This is a genomic window from Glycomyces paridis, from assembly GCF_004912155.1.
In the GTDB taxonomy this organism is placed as follows: Bacteria; Actinomycetota; Actinomycetes; order Mycobacteriales; family Micromonosporaceae; genus Glycomyces; species Glycomyces paridis.
In genome coordinates, this window is the sequence record NZ_STGX01000006.1 from 64,390 (window position 1) to 77,702 (window position 13,313).

Sequence of the window (13,313 nt, forward strand, 5' to 3'; positions counted from 1 at the left end):
GAAGCGGCCCTTGAGCGTCTACGAAGGCTGGCCAAAGTGTCGTTTCCGACATAGAGTCGGATTCGCGGTCCCCTCCGAGATTCTCCCCGGAACGCCATGACTTGTCGCTGGCAGGGACACCGGTCAAAGGAAGGGCGAGCCTGCATGCGCTACCGCGACAACGCCATCGACGGCACCGGAGACCTGCTGAGCTCGTGGCTGCAGGAACTCCTGCCGTCGGCCACAACACTTGGCATCCGCACCGGGTTCCTGACGATGGAGGGCGTCGACTTCATCGCACTCGACGTGGAACGAATTCTCAACAGCGGCGGCAAGGTCGTCATCGTGGTGGGCGGCCATGATGAGCAGTCGGATCCTGAAGCGCTCGAAGTACTGCGTCAGATCGTCGCGAAGCACCCCAACATGGGGATGCTCCGGATTGTTTGCGAGCCGCACGACTTCTCCAACGCCAAGACCTACTATCTTGAGACTGCGGCCAGCCACGCATATGCTCTGGTCGGATCGCCCAACCTCACCCGCGGCGGCCTGGAGACGAATGTCGAAGCGGCCCTTACCCTCGACAGCGGGACCGATGACCCCGAAGCCCTCGCCGGGGTATGGGACGGCATTCAGGCGGCAGCCACCGAAGAGTTCTCGATACCGGTCACGGCACGCGTCATCGAACGCCTTGGCGGAACATGGCGGCGAAGCAAATCTCGTTCGCAAGCAAGGGAATCGAAGCAGGCCGCGGCACCGTCGACACCACTTTCGGATGGGTTTGAACCCGCATTCGACCGGATCGTGGAAATCGGAGCCAGCCCCATTCTCGCCGCGCTCCCTACCGGGTTCGGTGACCTTGACCGACTCCTGAGCGGGTTCCATGCAGGTCAGGTGATCGTGGTGGGCGCCCGGCTCGGCTGCGGAAAGTCCACGCTCGTGATGGATTTCGCACGTCACATGGCCCTCCACCACGGCATCCCCGTGGGCTTCTTCTCCCTCGAGCAGTCCCGAGATGAAGTCATGCTGCGTCTTCTCTCCGCCGAAACGCGGGTCCCGCTTCACGTCTTGCAGTCCGGCGACCTTTCCGATGACGACTGGACCCGCCTGGCGAAGCGCACAGGTGACATCAGCGCCGCACCGCTGCTGCTGAACCACACTCCGCGTCTCGACATCAAAGGACTTACCGATGCGATCGCTGAACTCGCCGATAAGTACGCTGCGCGGTTGATCGTGGTCGACTCGCTCTCCCTCCTGAATGGGAACCGCGATCGAGAGCGATACACCCAGGTCACCGAGATCATGCGCGAGCTCAAGCATGCTGCCCGTAGCTGTGGCGTCGCCATCGTGGTCACCGCACAGGTCAAGGCCCCTCAGGGCAGGTTTGATAAACGCCCGAGCATCGATGACCTCGCCGAATCTGAATCCATCGCGCAAGTCGCCGATGTCATTATCTTGCTGCACCGCGAGGACTACTACGACAAGGAGTCCCCGCGCGGGGGCGAGGCCGACCTCATCGTTGCCAAACACCGCAACGGCGCAACAGACACGATCACCGTTGCGGCCCAACTGCACCTGAGCCGTTTCGTTGACATGGCCGCGTAGCTCGAAGGCCAGGTACCGAGTGAGCGCCGGTGGTCCGCTCGGTCCGGGGCGCCTCCGTCATCTACGCGAGCGGTTGCATGTGCGGCCAAGGGGGCCAACAGGATTCCCGGACGAGTCCCGACCCGGATCCTTTCGAGGTTCTGCTGGGCCCTCAGAGGCAACTAGCGGCGCCGGGGTCCGGTGGTTTGGGTTGAGTCGTGCATGCGGTAGGTGGTGCGGTCGACAGTCATGACGATCGGGAAATGGTCCGGCCCCCAACGGTTCTTGCGGACCTGGACCTTCCTTCGAGTGTCGGTCGGCATGTCGGGCGGGTCGACTTCGAGAACAACGTCGGAGTCTTTCAGGAAGGCGTCGTATGCCTCGAGTCCTCCAGGGTCGGGGCTGGGTCCTTGGTAGTCCTGGCCGACCTGAAGGTCGCGGTGCGTCAAGGCGATGACCGTGGTCCCCCCGCTGCTGGCGAGCTGCTTCAGGCCTCGGGAGACTTCGGCAAGCTGGTCAGCCCGCCGCTCCTGCACACTCGGCCGGTCCACGTCACCGTAGTAGTACCGGTCCTCGTCCCCCTCATCCCACTCCTGCTCCTCAAAGTCGAGGAGCTGCACGGCGTCGAGCAGGACCAACTGCGGGCGCAGCTCAGACTCTCTGACGAGCAGGGGCACCTGGTCGTAATACAGTTGCTTCGGGGCATGCACGACCAAGGGCGCGGCCGTACGGCGCTGGCCGTAGATCTCGAGCGTGCGCCGTTGATCGGTGGAGAGGTCGCTAGGAGTCAGGTCCTGTGCGGGAATGCCGGTGCGGCAGGCGCGGAGCGTCGACTCGAATCTGGTGGCATCGCGTCCCCCTGGAAGCAGGACCATCGTCGGGACCTCGCGTTCGAAAACCGCGTGGCTGACGATGTTGATGGCCAGGGTCGAGGCGATGCCGCGGTCTTTGGAAGCGATCGTGATCAGGTTTTCGGCAGCGAAGTACCCGACGGCCCCGTCGATCCCATTCATGCCAGTCGTGAACTTCGCCGATGAGGTTGCAGTGCGGGGGAACTCCTCGGTATCACCGTCCATCGGCAAATACTACGCGGATCCAGAGACCCACGGGGGTACGGCGATCTCGCAGTTCTGGACGTTCAATCGAGTTGTGCCCCAATGATCTCCACCGGAACAGCCGATCCGATAGCTTCAGCTAGGCGCGCCCAACCATGCGGATCGAAGCCGACGCCCTCCCCCGCAACACATCAGCGCGGCAACTGAGCTCGTATTATTCTCGATACGACTTGGCCGCAGGAGAGCCGAAGGACGGTCGTGTATGTTGGTCGCGTCGGCACTCCTGCCGACCGCGTACCGCTCTGGCTATGCGAAACCGCATGTCGCCGTATCAACAGTGGCATGACGCTCGGTTGGCCTCCGCCTAATGAAGGCACCAGATGAAGACATCTGGCTGGACCAACAGATCTCCTGGAATCACAGAACGCCAGTCGGCATGGAACCACCACGGGCATACGAACCGTGGGGCGACATGACGACGCTCGCCTCCTCCACGCTCGACAGGATCGATGAGATCCTGTTGTCCTACGGACCGAGGAAGACAGCGGACATCCTGGTCTTCGACGAAGACGACGAAATGGAAATGTAAGGCTTGGTGGGGCCGGTCCGCTCGTTGAGCGGACCGGCCCCTTCGAGTTGTCAACTTCAGCCTGAACGACCTACGTGACCTTGCGGCCTTCTTCGACGCAGAACACCGCACCGATAAGTCCGCATCGGCAATCTGCCTGGAAACACGTCACTCCCCCCGCTCAGGCGGTGGCCATGAGCCGGTAGATGCTGCGGAGGCTGATCCCGTACTCGGCAGCCAGCGCCTTCTTGCAGGCATCGGCACGTGCCGCGGCCAGTAGTCGCTGATACTCCTCCGGGGCCAGCCGGTCGCGGATGGCGCGGGGTTGGCCGTTGCAAGAGGCAGCGGCGAGCCTTGAGAAGGCAGTCGAGGCCGCTCCACCGGCGACACGCTTCGACAGCCGCATTGATCGCCCCTCCGGACCCATGTTCCAGGGCGGGCGTATCGACATCGAGCACCTCCATTTTGATGGAAGTGCAGTCGCAAGCCCGCGCCCACAACGCCCCGCTTCGGAGCCGCTCCTCATCGGGTCGGTGCCGCGATTGGCGGCCGACCGGCAGTACCGCGCTGCCGACAAGCGGCTCGCCACGGCCGTTGACGAAGGCGGCACGGCCATCGTGCGCCAAGTCATCTCCGGAATGGGCGGGGTCGGCAAGACCCAGATCGCCGCTGCCTACGCCCAGTCACTCTGGGATCGACGCGAAGTCGACCTCCTCGTATGGGTCAACGCCGCCAGGCGCGATGCGATCATCACCGACTTCGCCCGAGCTAATTCCAAGGTCAACCACACTGAATCCGACGACCCGACCGAAGCTGCGAATACCTTCATCACGTGGCTCGCCCATCCCGACTCCCCACGCTGGCTCCTCGTCCTCGACGATCTCACCGACCCCGCTGACCTCGAAGGACTCTGGCCACCTACGACTCCGCGGGGACGCACGATCATCACTACCCGCCGTCGAGACGCGGCTCTGGACACATATGGGGGCATTCGCATCAACGTAGACCTCTTCACTCCCGAAGAAGCCCTCAACTATCTGCAGAACCGCCTCGCCGGCGACCGAAGCCTTCTTGTCGAGGCTGAAGCACTCGCCAGAGACCTTGGGAACCTACCGCTTGCGCTCGCCCAAGCAGCCGCCTACATACTCGACCAACCCGGGATGACCCGTGCCCGCTACCGCGAACTGCTCACCGACCGCACCGTCGCACTCGCCGAACTGAGTCCCGAAGTATTTCCCGATGGGTATCAACGCGCTGTGGCTGCCACCTGGTCGCTGTCCATTGAACTCGCCGACAGAGCGCACCCAGGGCAGACCTCGGAATCCGGTACGTCGGTCTATCCACGTGGTCTGGCCAGAGCGCTCCTCCAGATCGCCAGCTTGACGGATCCCGCGTCATCACCTGCAAACCTGTTCACAACACAACCAGTCCGTGATTTCGTATCGGTGTTCGGCCAGCGTCGGCAAGATCCCGAGACCACCAGGAGCAGTGTCTCCAAGCGAGAGGTCCTTGCCGCGATCGGACGGCTTCATCGGCTCCATCTTCTGGACTTCGATGGAAATGTGATCCGCATCCATGGCGCCGGAGCCGATCCCTCAGCAATCGATCGTTTCCTGACGACAAAAAGTCGCGAACCTGACGGAGTTTAGCGAGGAGAACGAGATTCGCCACTTATGCAAGATTCGCTGAATCTGCTAATGTCGCTCTCATGGTTAAAGATCCGCTGATTCGCGATCTCGTCGCGATCCTGCTGCCGCTGCCGGGCAAGCTGCTGCCCGAGGCCGACCTCGAGTACTTCGAGGAGTGCGAGCGCACACTCGAAGCGACCTACAACGCCCGCGAAGAGCTCGCCGAGCAGATGGCGGAGACCGCCGAGACCGCTGACACCGACCCGCTCCTGACGGCCATCACCGAGGCCAGCCGCATCATCGACGCCCAGGAGGAGCAGCGCCGCTTGCTGTTTGCCTACGCTCGCGAGCACGTGCGCGGTCGCCCATACTCGTTTGACGCGCTCGGCCGCGCAGCGGGCAAGCCCGCGTCCACCGTGCGCAGCTCCATCAAACAGGCCGACATCGACGCCGTCGCCGAACTGCTTGGTCGGGCCGCGCGCGAGAACGCCACGGTGAGCGCCGAAGAGGCGGCCTTCCAGAACATGCGCGGCCTGCTCGACCGCCTCGAGCACACGGGCCGCAAGGAACTGCTGGCCGATGGCGGCGCGCAGCTGCGGCCACTCCTGGCCGGACTCCACGAAGAGGCCGTCGAGCGGGTGATCGCCCGGCTCCGCGGCGACTACGCCGAGGTCCGCCCCCGCCCCGGCTCGAAACTCGCACGCATCCTGGAAGACAAGGTGCAGGAATGAAGCTGCCGCCGCACATGATGGGCCCATCGATCAGCACGTCGCGAGGATGAACGACCACCTCACCGAAGTACTGAGCACCATCCCACCAGGGCTCGGCCGTGAAAAGCGGGTCATGCTGGTCTTCGCCGGCCTGCTGGAGGCCGACCCGGTCAAGGTCGCCGGTGTGGCCGCGGCCGCGCTGTCGCGCCTACATGAAACCGCCGAGCGCTTCGGCGACCGCTGAGCTTTCCTCTCCTCTTCCGGCGGCGGCCGGGACCCCCGAGATTGGTCCCGGCCGCCGCTTCGCTCCATCACCAGCTCAGATCGCGCTCATCCGCATCCGCTTCTGGTTCGTCCACGACGATGGGCGCGAAAACTCGTAGTACAGGTCGGCCTTGCGCGGTCCGGGATCCCACCGGATCGATTCACGGTGGGGATAGGGCCAGTCCCAGTGCCGGCCGAAGCGAGCCGCAGGCGGATCGGCGGCCATGGCGTATACCTCCTGCACGGGCGGCCTCATCGGAGTCCGAGCGCATACTGGTTGGCATGCAACCTCAGCAAGAGCAGCGCCGATTGACCTGGGAGCAAGCCGACAGTGAGATCCGTTGGCTGATGGGCCATCTTGGGGCAGGATTCCAAGAGCGGGTCGATGAAGCGGATGCTGTCCTGTGGGGGCCATTGTCGGACTACGACCGACACTTGGCCCGTAGCAAGTTCGGCGAACTAACCTGCGCGCTCGCCAGCTACTTCCACCGTGACCGTGAACTCCCACAGCAGAACCTGTCGGCGGAGGAAGACCGAGTGCTGACCTTGGCAGTCCTCGCGCGAGCATGCGGCGAGCACTCGGTCCTCGGATGGCAAGAGCGTATCGCCCGGATAGCCAATGCCGATGACCGAACCTATCGATCGCTTCACTTCGAGATCGAGACGGCCGGCATCCTCGCCCGCTCAAGCGACCACACAGTCGAGTTCGTCCCAGAAGACGGCCCAGCCAAGAACTGCGATCTCCGCATCGGGGGGTTCATCGACGTCGAGTGCAAACGACTCGATGGGCGGCGTCGGCAGGACCAGAATTCCGCCGACTTCTGGCGGCGCCTCAGAGACATGCTTTGGCAGCGGGTCGCCTCTCTGGGCAACGAGTATGTGTTCATCGTCGAGGTCGCCGGCGCCCCCACCAACGATGATCTCGCCTGGCTTCTCCAAGAGGCGCGGCTCCAGCTCTCTGACGACAGCGAAGCCTCCGGCGCAACAGATGACGACCGTGTACGTTTCTGGTTCAAACGCTCCCCAGTCAGGATCGTCAACGGGCAACTCGAGGGGGCCGGCATGCCGGTCGAGGTGCTAGAGACATTCGACTTTGGGAGGTTCGAGGCTCGGGCAGAGCTTGATGAGGACCGGCGCAACCTCGTCGACGGCGTCGCCTGCACCTTCGCGTTCAAGTCTGGTGCGGAACTCGACCTCGTCAAAAGTGCCAAGCGAGTCATTCGCAAAGCGCGCCGCCAACTGCCGAAGGACCGTCCCTCGCTGGTTGTGGTCGACGCTTACGAGCCGATCCTGGAGCTTCCGCTGGAGGAACGCGCCGCCACACGGGAGCAGATCTATGCCGGACTCCAGGCCGACCTTGCAGACCACGGCCGACCTACCGGCGTCATCCTGGCCGCCCCTGACAACGATGTCGGCCTCGGAAAGCGCAGCATGGTGTACGCGGGGAACCCGCAGCCCTCGGCCCCATTCCCCGCCGGATTCGAGCTGTTTACCGGTTGGGCGCCAGCCTGAGCGCTTCCAGAGGGTCTACGGCCCTCGGAAGATCTCTTTCACCGAGCCGGTGGCCGGGTCGATCGGCTCCAGTTCGGGAGCGAATCTTTCAGATCGCTCCCGCTCTGCTTTGGCGAGCCGGATGAGGACTCCAGCGATACGGTGCGCGTCGATGGTCTCGCGCCGCTCACCGATCATTTTTTATCTTTCGGTCGTGTCCTGACATCGCCCGACCGTAATGCCGGAGTTCTCAAATTCCGCGGAAGCGACCGCGCCGTGTCGTCGTTCAGGCTGCCAGAAGCCGGTAGATGCTGCGTCGACTGATCCCGTACTCGACAGCCAGCGCCTTCTTGCAGTAACCAGCCCGGGCAACGGTCAGTAGTCGCTGATAGTCACCCGGGTCCAACCGGTCCCGAATCGCGCGGGGCTGACCGTTGCGCGAGGCAGCGGCCAGATCGGAGACTCCCGACCCCGACTGGTGCCGTTCCGGGGCCGCCGCGGCCGAAATGACATCCCGTACGCGTGCCAACATGGCCGTGACCTGCGGTGATGAGTTGTAGTCAGCGGTGCTAAGGTCCACAACACATTGATACTTGTGAATATCATTCACTTTTGTTGTGTAACAACACGTCTCGTGGGGTACCGGTTGATGTCATCCGATGTTGATGGCCGTTCATTCTACTGCGGCGACGAGTTTCGCAGCGATCAGCTGATTTAGCATCTTGCAGCGCGGTGGCGGTCCCCCTGCGACGCCGCCGCCTGGCGTCTCAGCAACCCGAGCTCAGCCGGTTGGCGGACTCCTTGAGTGATAGCCCACTTTTCAAGGCGCTCAGACTCTCCGGGCTACGGGATTCTGGCTCGCGCTCGCTGAGACACTAGCTGCATGCCCTCACTCGAAGCGGACCCGTACCTAGATGGCCCCCTGGGATGGTCCCACCAGGCTATGCAGCGGCTCCTGCGAGAACGGCACCTTGCCGACGAGAGCGAACCCGGGGCGAAAGGGCAGCGCGGTGGACGGCGTCGCGCCGTCCAGTTCCAACGTGACACCGTCAGCTCGATGCGCAGTGCCGGCCGGAGGGCGATGACTGGAGCGGTCGCACTCGATGTGGACTTCACCTGCTGCAAGCGCAATCCGCCAGGGATTCATCGCCTGGCGAAATATCTCCTCGACGTCCTCGGGCCGGCCCTCGAACCCAAGGATCTTGGACGCCGGAGCGTCTTGTATGGCGATGATCGCCAAGTCAAACTGCTCCACGTCAGCCTCAACCAGGCATGGGACCCCGACCCTAGCGCGCAGTCAACAACGGCAAGCACACGGGTGGTCGCACGCCCGATCCGCGACGTCGCCGAAGACCTCCGGGTCGCCGACGAGATACGTTCCCGCTTCGATCAGTGGCCGCGCGAAGCCGATGCCAGCCCCTTCTACATTCCCGTCGACGACTTCGACGATGTCCTCGTGCCGCCCCCATTTTCAGCTGAGCCTCTGCCGAAACTGGCCAAACCCCTGTCGCAGTTGGACCGCTTCGACCAACACTGGCGGTGGTACCGCGCCCAGGAAGCCTACCTAGCTGCCACCGATGCCTACCTGCTGTCATACCTGTGCACGTGCCCCAACGACATCGCCGGGACACGCGAGAGCGCCCCAGACTCGGCCGGAACGGTCACCGAGCACGCGGCATCGCTCAGCGATATGTACCGGCCCCTGCTCCTCACTCTGCCGTTCGGCCTACCCCTCCCCGGCTTTGCACTGGCCTCGGGCGAATGGAAACGCTATGGCGAGCAAGCGCGCACAGCGCTCGCGGCGTTTCTGGACCGGTGGCCCCTGCTTCGTCCGCTGCTGGTGCCCGTCAAGGTCACGTTGATGATCACCCCCTCGATCCGCGGCATGGATCTGGACAACATCGCCCTGACCTTGCTTCCAATGATCCACGACGTCCTTCAACCCCATATCGACCCGCTGACCATGCACCGACTCGGCATGCCCCTGCCCTCAGGCGGGCCCGAACACGAGAAACACGCCAAGGCTCTTCGCCGGCTCCGCTCACTCAACGAACACAGCGTCACCGCCTACCAGGTCATCGAGTTGAAACGAACTCCCCAGTCACCCCAAGAGGGGACAATCAACGTGCTCCTCGGCGACGGGACCGGACCCCGAAGCTCATGGGAGACCGCCCACGACTACCTCCACCAGAATCTCCCAACGCTCCTTGAGTCCGACCGCTATCGATAATTTGCAGCGGGGTGAAGCACTGACGCGGGCCTTATCGGGAGTGGTCGGTAGAGCAGGTCTGGGTTATATTCAGACCTTGAGCTGCACTATCGGGACTGCTGAGCCTTCTAGGATCCTTGCCACTTGCTCACGATGTTGCTGGTGTACAAAGACCATCAACAATTCCTTCGCCCTTGACCCCGCAACGTAGAGCACTCGACGGCTCTCCGAGTCATGACCGTGTTCCCAGTCGTCAAGGAGAGTGCGGCCGGATTCCTCGTTCGGCTTGAGCGACTTGGGAATCACGATTCCGACACCTTTGAACTCTCGGCCCTTCACCCCGTGCACCGTCGAGCATTGAACGGGCAAGCGGCCACAGTTCGAAATGCTGTTCCAGACTTCCTCGGTCGGCGCCTGGAGCAACTTCCCAAGTCCGTTGAGTTCAGGTTCGACGACGTTGAGTTCCGCCCACTGCACGCCCCGAAAATAGGCCCTCACCTCGTTCGCGAACTGACTGCGCGTCTTCCCCTGCGCCGCCAAGCTGACCGCCATGCGAACGGAGACTTCTCGGAGCCGACGCTCGTCGATTCCGAGCTCAGCACAAGCTCCCTCGATGCTCTTAAAGCGGAGATCTCCCCCATCGGCCAATACCGCGAGAATTGCCTTCTCGACCCTTCGAACGGCATCACGGCGGGCAACGGCGTCGGTCTCAGCAGATCGGAGTTTGAGACCAGCGTCGGCGACCGCGGCTACCCGATTGCTTCCTAGTTCTCCTGATGCGGCCATGCCAGCCGCGCGAAGTGCGTCCTTCCGCCTGTGAGCGAGAAGGACGAGCTCATCCGTATGCACTTCGTATTGCTTGGATATGGAGAGCGCCGAGGGAAGGATTTCATCGGGTTTGGCGTACGTGACGAGGTAGATAGGAGTTCCGAGCTCCGCGGTATCGCCGACAGGCCTCTCGATCATGGTCCGCGACCGTAGCGAGTTGTTGAAGGCGCAGATCGCAGGGCTGCTCCGCCAGTTCTCAATAAGCATTGGTTGCAAGGGCAGCGTGGTTCCAAACTCGAGTACTTTGGTCGGCGTTGCGCTTCGGAACTCGTATATGGCCTGGTCGAGATCGCCTACTGTCACCATCCGGATGCCCAGACCCCGAAGGAACTCCAGGATCAGCAATTCTTCGCGGCCGCAGTCCTGGACCTCATCGACGATGATCTCAGCAAACCGAGATCGAAGCAGTCCGCCGAGGATCGGGCGGTACTTGTCATTCGAGATCCATATCTCTGCGAGGAATCGCGCAGTGTCGCAGCTGACCGTTCCCGCCTGGAGCAGGCTCCGGAGGACCTGGGCAGCACGTTGCTCTGCCTCCAAGCGGAGTCCCCTCAACTTCTCCCTGGCTTCCACGTTGCCGAAGTTCCGATCGACCCTGCCCATGTCGAGTGTGGCCCGCAGTTGGTCGTCGAAGTCGAACCACTCAAGGTCGACATCTGCGGACTTGCCGGTAGCCATGCGGAACTTCGTGCCTTGAACCTCGCTCCACGACTGCACGTACCGTGGGTGCACCTTGAAGAAGGCGACATACAGCGGCGTGACGATGAAGCGGTGCAGGAAAGCGTCGAAGGTCCCTACGAAGTTGGGCGCGCTGAGTACGTCGCTTCGATCCCCGCACCTCGTGCGGACCTCGTCGATTGCCGTGTTGGTGAACGAAACGAGAGCGATACCTCGCCGGTCTTCCTCAGAGGCACGCTTGAGGAAGCGTGCCACCATGGCACGGGTCTTTCCTGCGCCGGGGCATGCTGCGACGAACAGGTCCGCGTCAGCGTTGACGAGGATCTTCTGGTCATCGGTGAGGCTCACGTCGCTCACTGGCGACCCTTGTGGTCGTTGACCGATACCGTGATGGCGGTGGTGAGATAGTCCGGGGTGGTGAACGGCTCATCGCTGGCGATCAATACGGCGATGTCCTGAGCGAATTCGCCCTTGCTGATGAACTTGTCGTCGAGCCGGAGCGCCTTGTACAGCCCGAACTCCGGCCCCAGGCGGTGGGAAAGCGTTGTGTCCCATTTCTCCTGGCTTCGAGGATGCTGCTTGAGGTACGCCTTCTCCAGGATCGGGCGATTGCCCTCGGGTTCAAGAAGATCGGCTTCCAGCGTGTGCGGGGCTTCGGCGACGATCAGCCGCCCAGCCGCTCCAATGCTGCTGGCGTGCGCTTCAAGATCGATCTTGCGGTTGTAGATCTTCTTACCGTCATCTCCCTCCGGATCAGTTGGTGTGGATCCTTGATCCGCTGTCGCAGATGCCGAATCAGGTTTCTTAGCGCCCTCGGACTCTTCCTGAGCACGGGATTTCTTAGGTTTCTCCTCTTCAGGAAGTTGGGGGTCGGCATCTGTGACCACGACGAGCTGATCGAGCAGCCGGCAGCCGTTCACCTCCGAGAGCAGCAAGGTGATGTAAGGCTTGAAATCGACGCTTCCGACGTTGCCAATGGTGACGCCCCGGAACGCGCGCTTCAGATCCTCAGCATCCTTGAACACGCTGTGGCGTGCCATCACGGGGAGCAGCACCGCCTCGGCGATCCCTTCCACAAGGATCACCCGCCGTGCAAAGAGCAGCCCTGCCCTGGTGGCATCGAGATACTGATCGATCTTGCGTCGCTCCGACTCCGTCAGATCGATACTCGCCAGGGCGAGCGCCTTGGTCTTCCGAAGCGCGACCTCCGTGGATGTCCCGTCCTCGGAGGAGATGGATTCTCGTTCAACCACGGTTCGCAGGGCCACGATGTTCTGGATACCGACGCTGCTGGCCAGGTTCGGTGAGTGCGTCGTGGCGATAACCTGGATACGTCCGGCCGGGCCGCGCGCATCGTCCTCCGGAGACGCCTCGACCTGCTCCCGGAGGTACTCAAGAAGGACGGCCTGGAGTTGGGGGTGAAGATGCGCCTCAGGCTCCTCCACCAGGAATAGAGTGAGCTCGGCGTCCCGCGCCTTCTGCAATTCGAGGATCACGGTCGCCATGTACAGCAGGTTGGCGTACCCTAGCCCGGATTCGATCAGGTCAGCCGGTTCAACGCCATGCTCGGCCATCTTGACGCGCATGCTCCGCGTCAGCCGGTTCAGCTCATGCTCGGTGAAGGTGACTTCGACATCCTGCGCGCGGACAGCATTCGTCAGTTTGCTCAGGTGTCCTTGGATAGCCTTGGTGGTCGTCTCGAGCACGCCATGCCGCTTGATGCCGTTGAACGCGTCGTTCGCGTCCTTCAGGAACTCCTCCTGCTGCTCCTCAGTTGTGAGGTGCTGGATGACCCGGGCGAGCCGATTGCCTTCGGCTGAGTCCAATTCCTTCTGCGCATCACGCAACGGAGCGAGGTAGACATGCGCAATCTGCTCGCGCTTCTCAGGCTCCGCTTCTGCACTGTTGGCAGGACCGGCCGTGAACCGGGACGCCACTCGGTACCGACGGGTCGAATCTGATCGGAATCTGCCGGTGTAGATCACCTGATCGGCCTTGACATCCAAGGCAGTGACGTAATGCGCACGTTGGAAATCCGTCAGACCTGCGAACTCGACGCGGACCTCGGCTTCCTGGCCTTCCCTCCCATGGGCCAGATCCGACACCGAGAACCAGCGCGTGGCCCGCCGACTCAGAGGGGTGGTCGCGAGCCGGAGAGCTTCGATGACATTTGACTTTCCCGAGTTGTTCTCTCCGACAACCAGAGTGATCCCGGGTTGAAGATCAATGGATACGTCATAGGCCGACCGGAAGTTCTTCAGTGCGATCCGTTGCAGGTACATCCCGCGTCTTGCAGTCTCGGTTCCCATCAAATCTCCTCAT

At 62.7% G+C, this 13,313-nt stretch carries 11 protein-coding genes; 6 read left to right on the forward strand and 5 right to left on the reverse strand.

Going from position 1 to position 13,313, the window contains the following annotated elements; all coding sequences use genetic code 11:
- The first annotated feature begins 144 nt into the window (after positions 1–144).
- The gene (locus E9998_RS09575; RefSeq protein WP_158299757.1) at positions 145–1,581 is read left to right on the forward strand and encodes a DnaB-like helicase C-terminal domain-containing protein; all 1,437 of its coding nucleotides are present in this window, start codon (positions 145–147) and stop codon (positions 1,579–1,581) included.
- Positions 1,582–1,742: 161 nt separating this feature from the next.
- Here the strand turns inward: E9998_RS09575 and E9998_RS09580 are convergent, their stop codons facing one another.
- The gene (locus E9998_RS09580) at positions 1,743–2,636 is read right to left on the reverse strand and encodes a DnaB-like helicase C-terminal domain-containing protein (protein ID WP_136529488.1); all 894 of its coding nucleotides are present in this window, start codon (positions 2,634–2,636) and stop codon (positions 1,743–1,745) included.
- A gap of 879 nt (positions 2,637–3,515) precedes the next feature.
- Between E9998_RS09580 and E9998_RS09585 the strand changes: the two genes are divergently transcribed.
- Genes E9998_RS09585 through E9998_RS25265 form a run of 3 tightly spaced genes read left to right on the forward strand, consistent with a single transcriptional unit; the run spans position 3,516 to position 5,765 of the window.
- Complete coding sequence (locus E9998_RS09585; protein ID WP_158299759.1) at positions 3,516–4,832, forward strand: NB-ARC domain-containing protein; 1,317 nt, start codon at positions 3,516–3,518, stop codon at positions 4,830–4,832.
- A 59-nt stretch (positions 4,833–4,891) separates the two neighbouring features.
- The gene (locus E9998_RS09590) at positions 4,892–5,542 is read left to right on the forward strand and encodes a hypothetical protein (protein WP_136529490.1); all 651 of its coding nucleotides are present in this window, start codon (positions 4,892–4,894) and stop codon (positions 5,540–5,542) included.
- Between the two features lie 46 nt (positions 5,543–5,588).
- Positions 5,589–5,765: a hypothetical protein gene (locus tag E9998_RS25265; RefSeq protein ID WP_158299760.1), complete on the forward strand. Its 177-nt coding sequence runs from the start codon at positions 5,589–5,591 to the stop codon at positions 5,763–5,765.
- Between the two features lie 75 nt (positions 5,766–5,840).
- Here E9998_RS25265 and E9998_RS25270 read toward each other — a convergent pair whose 3' ends face one another.
- Positions 5,841–6,011: a hypothetical protein gene (locus E9998_RS25270; protein ID WP_158299761.1), complete on the reverse strand. Its 171-nt coding sequence runs from the start codon at positions 6,009–6,011 to the stop codon at positions 5,841–5,843.
- Positions 6,012–6,067: 56 nt separating this feature from the next.
- Here E9998_RS25270 and E9998_RS09595 point away from each other — a divergent pair, with 56 nt between their 5' ends.
- Entirely contained in the window at positions 6,068–7,297 is a 1,230-nt protein-coding gene (locus E9998_RS09595; protein WP_136529491.1) for a hypothetical protein, read from the forward strand.
- A gap of 15 nt (positions 7,298–7,312) precedes the next feature.
- Here E9998_RS09595 and E9998_RS25275 read toward each other — a convergent pair whose 3' ends face one another.
- Positions 7,313–7,474, reverse strand: coding sequence for a hypothetical protein (locus tag E9998_RS25275; protein ID WP_158299762.1), 162 nt, complete (start codon positions 7,472–7,474; stop codon positions 7,313–7,315).
- Between the two features lie 685 nt (positions 7,475–8,159).
- On the opposite strand from E9998_RS25275, the gene E9998_RS09605 reads away from it, so the two are divergent.
- A complete protein-coding gene (locus tag E9998_RS09605) occupies positions 8,160–9,506 on the forward strand; it encodes a hypothetical protein (protein WP_136529493.1) in 1,347 nt (448 codons plus the stop codon).
- Positions 9,507–9,575: 69 nt separating this feature from the next.
- Here E9998_RS09605 and E9998_RS09610 read toward each other — a convergent pair whose 3' ends face one another.
- Together E9998_RS09610 and E9998_RS09615 are read right to left on the reverse strand one after the other, a co-directional pair.
- Positions 9,576–11,348: an ATP-dependent helicase gene (locus E9998_RS09610; RefSeq protein ID WP_136529494.1), complete on the reverse strand. Its 1,773-nt coding sequence runs from the start codon at positions 11,346–11,348 to the stop codon at positions 9,576–9,578.
- A complete protein-coding gene (locus tag E9998_RS09615; protein ID WP_136529495.1) occupies positions 11,345–13,300 on the reverse strand; it encodes an ATP-dependent nuclease in 1,956 nt (651 codons plus the stop codon). Before E9998_RS09615 ends, E9998_RS09610 begins: the two co-directional genes overlap by 4 nt.
- Between the last annotated feature and the right edge of the window lie 13 nt (positions 13,301–13,313).